This is a genomic window from Pseudomonas sp. C6002 (assembly GCF_013385805.1).
In the GTDB taxonomy this organism is placed as follows: domain Bacteria; phylum Pseudomonadota; class Gammaproteobacteria; order Pseudomonadales; family Pseudomonadaceae; genus Aquipseudomonas.
Genome location: NZ_JACAPH010000042.1, coordinates 1 through 14842, shown reverse-complemented (window position 1 = coordinate 14842; position 14842 = coordinate 1). Strand labels below are relative to the sequence as shown.

The 14842-nt window shown below is 62.3% G+C and carries 13 protein-coding genes; 7 read left to right on the top strand and 6 right to left on the bottom strand.

Features of this window, described 5'->3' with window-relative positions; translation table 11 throughout:
* Positions 1–11: 11 nt before the first annotated feature.
* From HX817_RS28130 to HX817_RS28115, 4 genes are all read left to right on the top strand, one after another.
* Complete coding sequence (locus tag HX817_RS28130; RefSeq protein ID WP_177041924.1) at positions 12–353, top strand: acyl-CoA dehydrogenase; 342 nt, start codon at positions 12–14, stop codon at positions 351–353.
* The gene (locus tag HX817_RS28125) at positions 353–1768 is read left to right on the top strand and encodes an LLM class flavin-dependent oxidoreductase (RefSeq protein WP_177041923.1); all 1416 of its coding nucleotides are present in this window, start codon (positions 353–355) and stop codon (positions 1766–1768) included. Before HX817_RS28130 ends, HX817_RS28125 begins: the two co-directional genes overlap by 1 nt.
* A gap of 124 nt (positions 1769–1892) precedes the next feature.
* Positions 1893–2480: an AMP-binding protein gene (locus HX817_RS28120; protein ID WP_003211733.1), complete on the top strand. Its 588-nt coding sequence runs from the start codon at positions 1893–1895 to the stop codon at positions 2478–2480.
* 86 nt (positions 2481–2566) lie between these two features.
* The gene (locus tag HX817_RS28115) at positions 2567–3985 is read left to right on the top strand and encodes an FAD/NAD(P)-binding protein (RefSeq protein ID WP_177041921.1); all 1419 of its coding nucleotides are present in this window, start codon (positions 2567–2569) and stop codon (positions 3983–3985) included.
* Positions 3986–4088: 103 nt separating this feature from the next.
* On the opposite strand, the gene HX817_RS28110 is transcribed toward HX817_RS28115, so the two are convergent.
* The 4 genes from HX817_RS28110 to HX817_RS28095 are packed head-to-tail and all read right to left on the bottom strand — an operon-like array spanning position 4089 to position 8721.
* On the bottom strand, positions 4089–5354 hold the full coding sequence (locus tag HX817_RS28110; protein ID WP_177041919.1) for an efflux RND transporter periplasmic adaptor subunit: 1266 nt from the start codon (positions 5352–5354) through the stop codon (positions 4089–4091).
* The gene (locus HX817_RS28105; protein WP_177041917.1) at positions 5344–6825 is read right to left on the bottom strand and encodes a TolC family protein; all 1482 of its coding nucleotides are present in this window, start codon (positions 6823–6825) and stop codon (positions 5344–5346) included. The genes HX817_RS28110 and HX817_RS28105 overlap by 11 nt, the downstream gene beginning before the upstream one ends.
* Positions 6818–8017: an ABC transporter permease gene (locus tag HX817_RS28100; protein WP_008432461.1), complete on the bottom strand. Its 1200-nt coding sequence runs from the start codon at positions 8015–8017 to the stop codon at positions 6818–6820. Before HX817_RS28100 ends, HX817_RS28105 begins: the two co-directional genes overlap by 8 nt.
* A complete protein-coding gene (locus tag HX817_RS28095) occupies positions 8014–8721 on the bottom strand; it encodes an ABC transporter ATP-binding protein (RefSeq protein ID WP_177041915.1) in 708 nt (235 codons plus the stop codon). Before HX817_RS28095 ends, HX817_RS28100 begins: the two co-directional genes overlap by 4 nt.
* A 363-nt stretch (positions 8722–9084) precedes the next feature.
* Here HX817_RS28095 and HX817_RS28090 point away from each other — a divergent pair, with 363 nt between their 5' ends.
* Positions 9085–9837 carry a TetR/AcrR family transcriptional regulator gene (locus HX817_RS28090; protein ID WP_003211721.1) on the top strand — a complete coding sequence of 251 codons (753 nt, stop codon included), beginning with the start codon at positions 9085–9087 and terminating at the stop codon, positions 9835–9837.
* 397 nt (positions 9838–10234) lie between these two features.
* Entirely contained in the window at positions 10235–10834 is a 600-nt protein-coding gene (locus tag HX817_RS28085) for a LysR family transcriptional regulator substrate-binding protein (protein ID WP_371317786.1), read from the top strand.
* On the opposite strand, the gene HX817_RS28080 is transcribed toward HX817_RS28085, so the two are convergent.
* Together HX817_RS28080 and HX817_RS28075 are read right to left on the bottom strand one after the other, a co-directional pair.
* The gene (locus HX817_RS28080) at positions 10835–11896 is read right to left on the bottom strand and encodes an FUSC family protein (RefSeq protein WP_177041914.1); all 1062 of its coding nucleotides are present in this window, start codon (positions 11894–11896) and stop codon (positions 10835–10837) included. It abuts the gene before it with no gap.
* Between the two features lie 154 nt (positions 11897–12050).
* The gene (locus tag HX817_RS28075; RefSeq protein ID WP_102369501.1) at positions 12051–13676 is read right to left on the bottom strand and encodes an NADP-dependent glyceraldehyde-3-phosphate dehydrogenase; all 1626 of its coding nucleotides are present in this window, start codon (positions 13674–13676) and stop codon (positions 12051–12053) included.
* A gap of 159 nt (positions 13677–13835) precedes the next feature.
* On the opposite strand from HX817_RS28075, the gene HX817_RS28070 reads away from it, so the two are divergent.
* A complete protein-coding gene (locus tag HX817_RS28070) occupies positions 13836–14696 on the top strand; it encodes a Dyp-type peroxidase (RefSeq protein ID WP_177041912.1) in 861 nt (286 codons plus the stop codon).
* Positions 14697–14842: the final 146 nt, after the last annotated feature.

Sequence of the window (14842 nt, the reverse complement as noted above, 5' to 3'; positions counted from 1 at the left end):
GAGCTGCATCCATGACCGCACTGAATCAGGCGCGCCAACTGCTGGAAAGCACCCGGCGCTTTGTCGAGAAAAGTGATGACCCCTACGTGATCAGCCGCTTTGGCGATTTGCAGATTCGCGTGGAGGTAGCGGCTGCTTTGTTTGAGCGTGCCGAAACCCACCCAGGCCCGGTGGCCCTCACAGAAGCCCAGATAGCGGCTGCCGAGGCCCTCATCGCTGTCAGCGACGCCGAATTCGAACTCACCGGCCAGCGTACTGCGCTGCCGCCGACCCTTGATGATCCCCTGCGCTGGAAATACCAGATTGTCGGCAACTACCACCTCAACGGTGTCGCCCCCCGGAGTAACGTTTAATGCCTCGTGAAATCCGTTTGAATGCCTTCGACATGAACTGTGTCGGCCACCAGTCGCCCGGCCTGTGGGCCCACCCGCGTGACCGCTCATGGCAGTACAAGGACCTGGAATATTGGACCGACCTGGCAAAAATTCTCGAGCGCGGCAAGTTCGACGGCCTGTTCATCGCCGACGTGCTGGGCATCTACGACGTCTATAACGGCAACGGTGACGCAGCGATTCGCCAGGCGACCCAGGTGCCGGTCAACGACCCGCTGTCGCTGATCGCACCCATGGCGCTGGTCACCGAACACCTGGGTTTTGGCCTCACCGCTTCACTGTCCTTCGAACACCCGTACCCGTTCGCCCGGCGCCTTTCCACCCTCGACCACCTGACCAAGGGCCGCGTCGGCTGGAACATCGTCACCTCGTACCTGGAAAGCGGCGCGAAGAACCTCGGCCAGAAAGCCCAGACCGAACACGATGCGCGCTACGACTACGCCGAGGAATACCTGGAGGTTTGCTACAAGCTCTGGGAAGGCAGCTGGGAAGAGGGCGCGGTGTTGCGCGACCGCGAACGGCGGATCTTCAGCGATCCGAGCAAGATCCACGAGATCCGCCACGTCGGCAAACACTTTCAGGTGCCCGGCATTCACCTGTGCGAACCGTCGCCACAACGCACGCCGGTGCTGTACCAGGCCGGGGCGTCGAGCCGTGGCAAACAGTTCGCCGCCGAACAGGCCGAATGCGTGTTCGTTGCCGCACCGTCGAAAGTGCTGCTGAAGAAAACCGTTGCCGATATCCGCCGCCGTGCGGCCGAGGCGGGGCGTGATCCGAAGAAAATCCTGATCTTCAACCTGCAGACGGTGATCGTTGGCGAGACCGATGCCAAGGCCAAGGCCAAATTCGACGAATACAAATCCTACGTCAGCTACGAAGGCGCGATGGCCCTGATCTCCGGCTGGACCGGCATCGACTTCAGCCAGTTCAAGCCCGATGAACCCCTCAAGCATGTGCATACCAACGCCATTCAATCGGCGGTGGAAGCCTTCTCCACTGCCGACCCGAACAAGGTCTGGACCCCGAATGAACTGGCAGACTGGGTCGGCATCGGCGGCTTCGGCCCGTTGTTCGTCGGCGGCCCGGAAACCGTGGCCGATCTGTTGCAGGAATGGGTTGAAGAGACCGATGTGGACGGCTTCAACCTGGCCTATGCACTGACCCACGAGACCTTTATCGACGCGGTCGAGTTGCTGGTGCCGGAGTTGCAGAAGCGCGGCGTGTGCAAGACCGAATATGCCCAGGGCACCCTGCGGGAGAAATTGTTTGGGGACGGCGCGCGGTTGGCGGACAACCATCCGGGGGCCAGCTATCGTGATTTGTCGGGTGTACATAAAACAAATGTGGGAGCGGGCTTGCTCGCGAATGCGGACTGACATTCAGCATTGATGTTGCCTGAAGCACCGTTTTCGCGAGCGAGTCGAGCCGTCCCACCGCCGCCCACATAAATCCGGCCAGCGGACCACCGCATGCTTGTTTCACCAATAGGAGCATCACCCTATGAGCGTGCATGAACTTGAACTTGCGCTGGATGTGGAATGGCCCGCCGAACGGGTTACGGTGTTGCCCGAGGCGTTGGCGCAGTTGCGCCATTGGGCACAGGTGACCCCGTTGCACAGCGCCCTGCGCCACAAGCGTGACGGCCAGTGGTATGCCTGGCGCTGGATCGATGCGTTGCGGGATGTCGAGCGCCTGGCTGATGGCTTGCGTCAGCAGGGCTTTACCGAGCAGTCGCGGCTGGCCCTCAGCGGTGCCTTCGAACCCGGCCTATTGCTGCTGGCCCTGGCCGCCCAGGTGATCGGTGGCCAGATCCTGACCCTGGCGGATGACCTCGAGCCCGCTGCCCTGCAGCAACAAGTGTGGCGCATCCGGCCTACCCACGCGTATGCCCCTGGGTTCCAGACGTTGGCGATGGTGCGACGGATCGACCCTGTGGACACCTCACAACGGCTCTGTCGCTGGTGGCAGCCTTCGGGCAAGACCGAATTGTGGAGCGGGGAAAGCACCCACTGGCAAGGCGGCCTGGCGACGGTGCTGGAGCAATGGCTGATTAGCGGCCAGAGCCTGGGCTTCCCGCAGTCGGGCTGAACTAGGCGTCCCGGGTCGATGTGCTGGATACTGCACGGGGCGATTTTTACCACAATCATTCAGGCAGACAGTAAGGGCGCAATTTCATGAGTGAAACCGAACGCGGACAGGCGACGAGCGCCATTCGCAACGCCGATGTGCTGATTGTCGGCGGCGGCCTGAGCGGGACGATGCTGGCGGTGCAGTTGCTGCGCCTGCCGGGCACGCGGCAGATCCTGGTGATCGAGCCGCGCCAGGAACTGGGGCGCGGCGAGGCCTACAGTGCGGTAGAGCTTGGGCACACCTTGAACGGCAACGCCGCGCGCATGAGCGTCGACCCGGACAACGCCGATGACCTGACCCAGTGGCTGACCGCCTACATCGCCGGCGGCGGCTGGCCCGAGTCGGACCAGCAGCACGTGCCCATCAGCGAACTGTTTCCGCCCCGCGGGATTTTTGGCCTGTACGCGCAGCAGCGGCTGGCCGAGGCCAAGGCGATTTCCGCGTCGACCGTCGAGCACATTCGCGCCGAGGTGACAGACCTTGAGGTGGATGAACACGCCACGCGGCTGACCTTGAGCGACGGCCAGCAACTGCGCGGTGCCTGTGCGGTATTGGCCACCGGCATGTTCCCGGCGGCACGCACGCCACAGACCGAATCCAGCGGCTTGAATGCCGCTGCCGTCGACCCGTGGGATGTACCGGCCATGACCCAACTGGACCCGCAATCCATCGTGCTGATCATCGGTTCCGGGCTGACCATGGTGGACGCCGTGGTGTCCCTGGAACAGGCCGGCCATCGCGGGCCCATCGAGATTTTTTCGCGCCACGGCCTGTTGCCCCATGTCCGTCGGCAGCCGCCGGCCTGGGTCGACTTCCTGGGAGAAGACCACAGCCTGCGCAGCCCCCGACAATTGCTGCGGGAGGTGCGGTGCCAATGCCGGCTCGCGCTGGAGCAGGGGATTGACTGGCAAGCGCCGCTGGACACCGTGCGTGCCAACATCGGGCGGTTGTGGAGCCAGGCCAGCGAGGGCGAGAAACGTCAGTTCGTGCGGCATGTGCGGCCCTGGTGGGAAAGCCACCACCACCGTTCGCCGCCGTTGAGTGCCGAGTTGGTGGCGCGGTTGCATGGGGAAGGGCGGCTGCGGATCCGGGCGGCTTCGTACAAGGGGCTGGTACCTTCGCAAGGTGAGGTGACGATCCGCCTGCGTCATCGTGGAGAGCAGGATGTGGTGCAGGTGTCGGGGGCAGCGCTGATCAACTCCAGCGGGATTGAATATGACTGGCGGCGCGTGGCCCGGCCGTTGCCCCGGCAGTTGCTCAAGCGCGGGCTGATTCAGCCCGGGCCGTTGGCGTTGGGGATTGCGGCGGATGTGTCGGGGGCGGTGCTGGATGCCCACGGGAATGTCAGCCGGCGGCTGTTTGCCATGGGCCCGCCGTTGCGCGGGATGTGGTGGGAAAGTACCGCAGTGACGGATGTCGCGATTCAGGCCAAGGCGCTGGCCGCGAGGTTGGCACACCTCTGAATCTAATGTGGGAGCTGGCTTGACTGCGATAGCGGTGGGTCAGCTGCATCTTTATCAACTGAGAGATTGCTATCGCAGGCAAGCCAGCTCCTACAGGTCGGGTTCATGGACCGACCTTCACAAACCCAGGCTTCAACCCAAACACTTCAACCCCCTGGGCCGTCGACTGCCCGGTGGTCACCGTCACCCGCTCCACCGGTTTATCCATCGCTGCCCGATATTCCACCGTCATCACCCCATCCCCGCGACTGATCGCCTGGGCCGGTACGACAATCGCCTGGTCATTGTTGTAGGTCACAATGGTCAACCGCGCACTCATCCCCAACCTTACCCGTTGCAACTGTTGTGGGGTCAGCTTGGGAATCGACAGGGTCACCGGAAACTGCGCGCTGCCCTGGCTGTCGCTGGCAATCGCCAAGCCAATGACCACGCTGACCGATCCCGTCAGCCGTTCCCCATCAAACCCGTCGCCCATCACCTCCACCGCCTGCCCTTGGTGCAACTGGTTGATGTCCAGCTCCGACACCTTGGCGACGATTTTCAGTTTCTCGATATTCGCCAGTCCAAACAGCACCTGGCCCTGGCTGACCTTGCTCCCGGCCTGCACCGGCGCGTTATTGCCCCCGCCGCCCTGGGTCGATGAATTACTGCCCGGCGCCGGCACCACAATGCCGGAGAACGGGGCCTTGACTTCCTTGCCATCTAGCAGGGTGCGCAGGGCTTCATATTTCACGGTGGCGTTGGTCAGCTCCATATCGGCGATCTGCCGGTATTCGCCCTTGCCTTGTTCAACGGCCTGTTGCAGCTCAGCGCGGGCGGCCGTCAGGTCGAGTTGTTGCTGGGTGGCCTGTTGTTTCAGGTCGTCGAGTTCGTTGCGCGGGATGATGCCGCGCTTGAACAGGTTTTCGCTTTCGGTGAGTTTGCGCTGGGTGTTGCTGGCGGTCATTTCGGCAGTGCGCAGGGTGCGGCGGGCGCGCCCGACTTGCTGGCCGCTGTCCCAGTCCTGCATTTCCTGCACCGTGCGCCGGGCCTTGAGCTGGGCGGAGAGGGCGTCGCGCAGTTGCACTTCGAGGGTGGCCGGGTCCATGCGTAGCAGCACCTGCCCGGCCTCGACCCGCTGGCCCTGTTCCACCAGGTTGGCCTGCACATTACCGTCGAACGGCGCGGTGAGGGTGATGGTGGTGTCAGGCTCGATCTTGCCCACCAGGCCGATCTGATGCACCAGCGGGTCGACCTTCACCGCCAGCCACTGCTCGGCGTTGCCGGGCTGGTTGGCGGCCGGGCTTTGACGGCTGAGCAGCGAAATGCCGACGCCAGCCACCAGCACAATCAACACGGCGCCCAACAGGCGCTTCTTATTAGTAGTCATTGAGGGCGATTTCCCAACTTTCCAGCGTCATGCCCAAGGTCAAGTCGAGCTGAGTCTGGGCGTTCAAATAGGCAATCAGCGCATTGAGCCGCGAGTTCTCGGCGTTGCGCAGGTCGGTTTCGAAACTCAATACCTGGAAGTTCGTGGAGCGCCCGGCGCTGAGTTTTTCCCGTTCGATTTCGATCTTGCGCTTGGACAACTCTACCGCCCGCTGGGAAATTTCATACTGGCGCCAGCGAGTGCTCAGGTCGCGCACCACATCGTTGACGTCGCGCTCCAGTTGCTGGCGGGCGTCGGCGATGATGATCTCCTGGTTTTCCACATCGACCCGCGCGTGCACCTCGGCCTGGCGAGTGCTGATGTCGCCGATGGGAATCTGCACCTGCACGCCCGCGTAGCTGTCCCAGCGCCGATTGCTGTTGTAGCCGTTATCGTCATTGGTGGCGGCCCGAATCTGGTTGGCACCGGCCACCAGGTCCACTTGCCAGCGGCCGGAGTCCTTGGCGATCACCAGGTTGAGGTCGGCCTGCTGGCTGCCGAGCAGGGTGGCGAGGTATTCCGGCTGCTGGTTCTGCGCCAGCACGAAAGCCTGGCGTTTATCGATGTCCATGGGCCTGGCTTCAAGGGCCTCGGTGGCGCGGATCGGTGTCGACAGGTCGAGGGCCAGCAGGCGCAGCAGGGCCAGGCGGCTGGTGTCCAGTTGGTTCTGGGCTTCTTCCACCCCCAGTTGCTGGGTGGCGATATCGGCTTCGGTCTGCACAATCTCGAACTCGGCCATGCGCCCGGCACTGATCAGTGCCTTGTTCACTTCAAGCAAAGTGCCGGAGCGCTTGAGGGCGTCCTGCACGATGCTCAGTTGTTCCTGGGCCCGCAGCAACTCGCGGTAGGTGGCGATGATGTTGCTGATGGTTTGCGCCACGTTGGCCTTGAGGTTCAGGCGGTTGGCCTGTTCCGACAGGCGTGACAGGCGCAGCGGGGCGGTGGTGGCGTCCCAGCCGGCACCGCGCATCAGCGGTTGGATCAGCGACAGGTCGAGGCCGTCGCTGCGGTAGCGTCCGGCGCGATCGGCGTTGTTCAGTTGTTGGGTCCAGTTCATGCTCAGGCGCGTGCCGTACTCACCGAGCAAGGTGGCATTGGGCGCGAGGTTAGCGTTGCGGGAGCTGTCTTCAGTGCCTTTAGTCGTGCGGTAGTAGCTGTTCAGGGTCAGCTTGGGGTTGAACGTGTCTTCAGCCACCCGCAGGTCGAATTTCTGCGCCACCCGTTGCAGGTACGCGCTGCGAATCGCCGGGTTGTTGCGCAGGCCCAGGTACACCGCATCCCCCAGGGTCAGGGTGGTGGACTGGGCATTCAGCGACACGCTGCGTTCATAGCCACTGCGGGTGGTACTGGGCGCGGAGGGGCGAATCACCACGTCGGCGGCCACGCTGTGCAGGCTTACCAAGGCGGTCAACAACAGCAGGCGTTTATTCATCGCGCAGGGCCTCCACCGGCTGCAGCCGCGAGGCCGACACCGCCGGATAGATCCCGAAAAACAGCCCTACCAGCAACGTGCTGCCGACCCCGAGCGGCAGCGCGGCCATCGCCAGGGAAAACTGCCAGCCGGACAGCCTGGCATACAGGTACGCGGCGGTCATGCCCAGTACCGCGCCGCATACCGCACCCACGGCGGTCAGGGTCACGGCTTCCAGCAGGAACAGGTTGCGAATGTCGCGCTGGCGCGCCCCGAGGGCCATGCGAATCCCGATTTCCCGGCGCCGCTCCGAGACGTTCATCAGCATCACGTTCATCACGCCGACGCCGCCGCCCACCAGGGAGATCGCGCCCAGGGCCAGCAGCAGGTAGGCGAAGGTCCGGCTTTGGCGGGTCATGCCATCGATCATTTGCTGGGGCACCTGAATGTCGACATCGTGGTCGGTGAGCTGGGCTCGCAGTGCCACGGCTGAGTCATGGGCGAGGCGTTCCATATCCTGGCCGGGGGTGGCACGGATGATCACGTTGCCGATTTGCGGGCTGGCGTAGATCCGGCGCATGCCCGGGGCGGGGACGAACAGCGATTCGTTGGCCTGTACGGGAATCAGCATTGCCCGGGGCTGGCTGTGCAGAATGCCCACGATCAGGAACAGGTAATCGTTGATACGTACCCGGTCGCCCAGTTGCAGCGGGTCGCCGGGCACGCTCAAGGCCTGGACGACCTGGTCACCGACGACCGCATAGGTTTCCCCAGCATCGAAACTCGACAGGAAGCGCCCGTCGCGCACCGACAGGCGCATGGCATCCTTGAGGTCCGGCGTACTGCCGACGAGGCTTGCGTTCCAGGTACGGCCATGGAACACCACTGGCCCGCTGAACAGCGAGACCGCACCGATATGGGCAATGCCGGGAACGCTGCGGCGCACGGCTTCCAGGTCCAGGCTGGCGGGCATTTGCGCAGTGCTGGCACCCCTGGGCGGGAATTGCGCCACCAGGGTGTCGGTGCCCATGTCCTTGAAAATCATCGCCGCGTCTTCGGCGGCGTTGTGCCCGATATTGATCAGCGCCACCACCGAGGAACTGCCGATGACGATGCCCAGCAAGGCCAGGATCGAGCGCTTGCCCAGGGTGCGCAGGCTGACAAACGCCTCGTGCAGCAATTGGCTCAGGCTTTGTTCGACCCGCAGGCTCATAGGCGCCCGGCCTCTTGCACCACGCCATTGCGCACCAGGATCTTGCGATTCAGGCGTTCGGCAATGTGCGGGTCGTGGGTGACGATGATCAGCGTCACCTGCTGGTCGCGGTTGAGCGCCAGCAACAGGTCCATGATCTCCTGGGCGGTGGTGCTGTCGAGGTTGCCGGTGGGTTCGTCGGCGAGGATCACCGATGGGTTGCCGACCAATGCCCGGGCGATGGCGACCCGTTGGCGCTGGCCGCCGGAAAGGTCGGCCGGGCGATGGTGGGCGCGCTCGGCCAGGCCCACCTGGTCGAGCATGCGCAGGGCCTGTTCCACCGAGTCGTGGCGTGACACGCCGCGGTAGCTCAGGGGCAGGGCGACGTTGTCCAGGGCACTGAGGCGTGGCAGCAGGTTGAAACTCTGGAAGACGAAACCGATCTGCTGATTGCGGATCGCCGCCAGTTGATCGGGGCTGGCGCTGAAGATGTCATGGCCGGCAAAGCGGTACTGGCCGCAGTCGGGCAAATCCAGCAGGCCGAGAATATTGAGCAGGGTACTTTTGCCGGAGCCGGAGGCGCCGAGGATGCCGCAGCTGTCACCGGTTTCGATGGCCAGGCATACATCATTGAGAATCGACAGGTGTTGACCGGCCAGCTGATAGCTTTTGCCGATGCCTTGCAAGGAGATAAAGCCTGGGTGCGCGGGGGTATCTGTCATCATGACTACGCCTGCAGCCTCGACAGCGCCGTGCTTCCCCCGAAAATCCTTGTAACAAGTTCAGGAGCTGCCTGGTACACGTCACGGACTGGTTTTATTTCTTGTTTTTAAAATGTTGTTTGAATACTAACCGCGATCCAGCCGTTCCGCCAGCCATGGATATAGAGCGGTTTTACCCTTTGAAACGATTCTTCAAAGGGACGTTTCCGGCGCTGCAAAAATCCATCAGCTACCCTCAATGAGCCCGTTGCTGTTGGCTTTGAATAGTATGGCGCTGTGTCACTACTTGCTTTCAGGCAGCGGCCCCGGTATAAAAAATCAAATTAATTTTTAAAACAATATTTCCGCAGTGGAACCCCAATCCCTATGGTCGCGAAGAAACTCAGCGCTCCAAACGTTACCAAGACCCGATTGCTGGATGCGACAGAGGCTCTTTTCATCAAATACGGCTATGACGCTGTTTTGTTGCGGCAGATAACCGAGAGGGCCCAGGTCAATCTCGCTGCGGTGAATTACCACTTCGGGGACAAGGACTCCCTGATGAAAACCCTGCTGATGCAGCGCCTGGAGCCGCTCAACGAGCAGCGCCTGGAGTTGCTCGCCCGGTGCGAAGCCGAATCCGACGGCCCGCTGGATTGCGACACCTTGCTCGGGGTGCTGTTCGCCCCGGCCATGGGCCTGGAACGCAGCGACCCGGCCAGCGGGGAAGGGCGTTCATTCATCCGGTTCCTGGGGCGGGTGTACAGCGACACGTCGCCGTTTATCCAGGAATACCTCAAGGTGCATTACCAGCCGGTGTTCCAGCGCTTCTTCGAAGCTTTCGCACTGGCGCTTCCGGACTTGCCGCGCAACGAGCTGGGGGTGCGCTTGCAATTTGCCCTCAAGGCGATCTCCGGGGTGATGGCCGGTACCGAGCTGCGTTTGCTGATGAACTCCATGAGCCTGGGACGCCCGGCCACGGATGCCGAGGTCATGGCCAAGCTGATTACCCTGGTGTCGGCGGCGATTCGTGTGCCGCAGCAAAGTCCTGAAGCCGAAACGGCCCTGGCGCGGGTGCTCGATACCCAGCGCGCGATACGTGAGCAAGCGGCGTCGCCTGTCAACAAGGTGGCTCGTTGACCCATCAAGACCGGCTCGCAATGAGCCGGTTTGCTTCGACTCCTCTCTCCAGAAACCGTGTGGCCACTCAAATCCCGGGCAAAAAAAACCCGCTGGGGCGGCGGGTTTTTAACTACAACGTTTGTAACGGATGAGGCTTTACCCTACGTCTCTGGATGTGAATAAAACGTGAAAAATATGTAAGAGAAAGTGTGAAGTCTATTGGCTTGTGTAATCCCGACAAAAGGCAGTCAGCGTTTACTGTGAACCTGGCCGATAAAGTCTACAAGGTACTCACTCACCCGTTCCGGCGCATCCTCCATCAGAAAGTGCCCGGCGTTTTCCACCACCTGCAGCACGGCCCCACGGATGTCGTTGCGCAGGCGCCCACGACGCGGCGCTGACGCATTTCAATCCGGTGCAGTTACAAGGCTCCATCCGCCTGGGCGCCACCGAACAGGTGCCGATGGCCGAATTGTCGAACTTGCTCGGCCAGTTTTCCCGGCAACACCGCCAGCTGGATGTGCGAATTGTGGTGGAGCAGAGCCACGTGCTTCGCCAGGCCCTGGTGGACCGTGAGCTGGACCTGGCGCTGCATCAGGATTTTATCCCGCGTATCGAAGCGCGGGACCAATTGCTGTGGACCGAACAGGTGCACTGGTGCGCCCGGCCCGGCTGGCAGCCTGCGCCTGACGAATGCGTGCGGCTGATCACCTTCGGCCCCGGCTGTTTTTACCGGAAACTGGCCCAGGAACGTCTGAGCGCCTTGGGCATTCGCTGGCAGGTGGTGGTGGAATGCGGGTCGGTGGAGGGTGTGGTATCGGCCATCGCCGCCGGGTTGGGCATCGGCCTGCTCAGCAGTGACCATCTCGACAAGCGCGTGGAAGTGTATCGCCCCTTCGACCAGCGGATGCCGCTGCCTGAAGTGGCGAACGTGTTGCGCTTTGCCGAGGACAGCCCCGCGCCCCGGTTACAGGCGTTGCAGCAGCTGTTGATACAGGCGCTGCACCGGGGCTGATCAGATTTTCCAGTGGCTGGCGCTCTTGGCCAGGCGCTGGCGCATGGCGTCAATATTGGCTGCCAGTTGCAGGGTCAATAACCGGTAACCGTCCAACGCGTTGACCACCGGCACTTCAAAGGTCTGTTCGTGGGGCGGCGTGGTGCTCGGACGTTCCAGCCGGTCGGTGGCCCCGGATTGCAACGCCCGTGCCATGCCGATCAACTGCACCCGAATCTGCCGGTGCTCGGCTTTCAACGCCACCTGCATGCGCGCCAGGGCTTCCTTGTCCCGTGGGTCGGGGCGGGTGTTGCCGAGGATCTCCAGGGTGCTGATGCACATCCGCAAATGGCGCTGCAGGGTGTCCAGCTCGGTCATGGAAATCCGCACTTCCTTGGACACCGATGGCATCAGCGAGCGTAGTTGCAGCATCGCGGCGTTCAGGCGATTCAGCAGCTTGAGGTGTTCATCATCGGTGACCGATTGGCCGCTGATGATCCGGCTATAAATCGCCGCGCAATCGCGCAAGGCACTGGCCAGGTTGTAGCGCCAGGAATACACCGCATACAGCGGCAGGGCGAAGGAAAACGCCAGGGCCAGGACGATGCCGATCAGGATGTCGACCGTGCGCCACAACCCGTCCGATATCGGATTATCGCCATGGCCCGCAACGATAAATACGGTGATGGCCGACAGCAACGCGATGTATCCGCCCTTGCCGATGGCGTGATAGGAAAAGAACCCGCACACCACCGACATCAGCAAATAGGTCAAAAGTGGCTGCCCCAGATACGCCTGTTGCAGCACCAGCAGCAAACCGACGCTGGCGCCGATCAACGTGCCGTAGGCGCGCTCGACGGCTTTCTTGCCGATATTGCCGTGGTGCTGCAAACCGCCGATCACGATCAGCATCGTCACCGAGGCCCACTCACCATGGGGCAGGTTGATGCCGGTGGTGAGCAGGATCGTTGCGAGCAACCCAATGGAAACCCGCACCGCGTGGATCAACTTGGCGTGACGGTAGCGCCGGTACGGGTCCAGCAACGGACGCAGCAAGCGGCGGGCGAAGAGAGGGAGATTCATTGGTATCAGGGTAACCTCGTTGTTCAGGCTTCACTCAGTTCCAATGTGGGAGCGGGCTTGCTCGCGAAGGCGGCGTGTCAGTCAATACATCCGGCGACTGAACCACCGCTTTCGCGAGCAAGCCCGCTCCCACATTTTTAGATCGGTGTCGGGCTCAGAAAATATAGTCAGTGGTCAGAAAGCTCGACGTGCGTTCCTGCAGGATGTCACTGACCAGTTCCTTGTTGCTCGCCTGGAACTTGGTCGCCACCAGGGTACGGATCGAAAACACCCGCAACGCATCATGTACCGACAGCGTGCCCTCGGCCGAGTTCTTGCGCCCGTTGAACGGGAAACTGTCCGGCCCGCGCTGGCACTGGGCATTGATGTTGATCCGGCCCACCTGGTTGGCGAACGCGTCCACCAGGCGCCCAACTTCCCTCGGGCTGGTGCCGAAGATACTCAGTTGCTGGCCGAAGTCCGACTCCAGCACGTAGTCGATCACCGTCTCCAGGTCGCGGTAAGGCACGATCGGCACCACCGGACCGAACTGCTCCTCGTGGTACACGCGCATCTGCGGGTTCACCGGGTACAGCACCGCCGGGTAGAAAAACGAGCCACGGCTGGCGCCGCCATTCTCGTTCACCACCTTGGCGCCATGGGCCAGTGCGTCGGTCACCAGGCCGCCGAGGTAATCCACCTTGCCCTGCTCGGGCAGTGGCGTCAGCGACACACCGTCTTCCCACGGCATGCCAGGCTTGAGGGTCGCCAGCTTGCGGTTGAATTTCTCGATAAAGCTGTCGACCACATCCTCATGCACAAACAGGATTTTCAACGCGGTGCAACGCTGGCCGTTGAACGAGAGCGAACCGGTGACAGCTTCGTTGACCGCATTGTCCAGGTCGACCTGCGGCAGCACGATCCCGGGATTCTTTGCATCCAGGCCCAACGCCGCGCGTAGCCGGTGCGGTTTCGGGTGCAGTTTCTTCAAATCGCTGGCGGCCTTGTTGGTGCCGATAAACGCAAAGATATCGATCTTGCCGCTGGCCATCAGCGCGCTGACCGTCTCGCGACCGCTACCGTAGATCACGTTGATCACGCCGGCCGGGAAGCTGTCGCGGAACGCCTCCAGCAACGGGCGAATCAGCAGCACGCCGAGCTTGGCCGGCTTGAACACCACGGTGTTGCCCATGATCAGCGCCGGGATCAGCGTGGTGAAGGTCTCGTTCAGCGGGTAGTTGTAGGGGCCCATGCACAGTGCCACGCCCAGCGGCACCCGGCGGATCTGCCCCAGGGTGTCCTGTTCCAGCTCGAAGCGGCTGGAACGGCGGTCGAGTTCCTTGAGGGCGTTGATGGTGTCGGTGATGTAGTCGCAAGTGCGGTCGAACTCTTTCTGCGAGTCCTTGAGGTTCTTGCCAATCTCCCACATCAGCAGCTTGACCACTGCGTCACGCTGTTCGCGCATACGCCGCAAAAACGCTTCGACATGCTGGATGCGATCCACCACGCGCATGGTCGGCCACGCGCCCTGGCCACGGTCGTAGGCGGCCACGGCAGCGTCGAGGGCGGTCAAGGCGGTGTCGGCGTCCAGCAGCGGGGTGCTGCCGATGATCACCGGCGTGTCACCGTCGGTGCCGCGCAACTGCACCGGGCTGCGTACTTCGGCCAAAGGGCCGTTCCACACATGCAACTGGCCGCCGACCAGGTAATCACGTTGTTCGATGGGCGCCGCGAGCCGGAATTGCTCGGGAATCTCGGCGGCAGTGGGAAACAGCTGGGCGAGCAGGTTGTCGGTGGTCATGTCGCTACCCCTGGAGTGGTTGCAAAACGTGACTAGAGATTCACCCATCAACGCCCCGTGTGGCAAGGGCTAGACGCATTAACCCGCGAACCTTGGAAAACCTTGAGCACAACCGTGAGCTCGCCGGGTAAACTGCGCGGCTTTCTTGAAGGAGTTCACATGAGTCAGTACCAGCCGGGCATTCTTGCCGCACCGGTGCCGTTGCAGGCACGCCATCTGTTTTTTGCCATTGAGTCGCTGGATGCCGTGCCTGCCGCACTGGATGCGCTGGTGCAGTTGGTGGACGCCAGTGCGGTGGTCGGTTTTGGTGAGCCGCTGGTCAATGCCCTTGGCGCCCGGATTGACGGGTTGCGGGCGTTCCCTCATGTGAGCGGGCCGGGGGCGGAGAATCCGTCGACCCAGCAGGCGCTGTGGGTCTGGTTGCACGGTGTGGATCGCGGTGAGTTGCTGTTGCGCAGCCGGGCGTTCGAGAAGGCCCTGGCGCCGGGGTTTGGTCTGGTGCAGATGACCGAGGGGTTTCGCTACAAGACCGGGTTTGACCTGACCGACTATGAGGACGGTACCGAGAATCCGCATGATGATGCGGCGGTGGAGGCAGCGGTGGCGCAGGGTGGTGCGAGTTTTGCGGCGATCCAGCAGTGGCAGCATGATCTGGATGGGTTTGCGGCGTTGCCGGCTCTGGAGCGGGATCACATTATTGGTCGGCGTCATGGCGATAACGAGGAACTGGAGGACGCGCCGGAGTCGGCGCACACCAAGCGTACGGCTCAGGAGAGTTTTACCCCTGAGGCGTTTGTGGTGCGGCGGTCGATGCCTTGGGCCGAGAATGGTCAGGCGGGGTTGATGTTCCTGGCGTTTGGGCATTCGTTTGATGCGTTTGAAGCGCAACTGCGGCGGATGAGTGGGCTTGAGGATGGGATTGTTGATGGGTTGTATCGCATTAGCAAGCCGTTGACTGGGGGGTATTACTGGTGTCCGCCGGTGCGTGATGGGCGGTTGGATTTGAGCTTGGTGCTCTGAGGTTTTTGTTCGGGGTACATATCCATTATTTAGGTAACGGCCGCCTATGGTTCCGCTCTTACAGCGGGTCACTTTTGGCAAACGCCCGGAATGCCGGCCCAGCCAAAAGTAACCAAAAGGTATCTGCCCCACCACTCGGTGCCTCG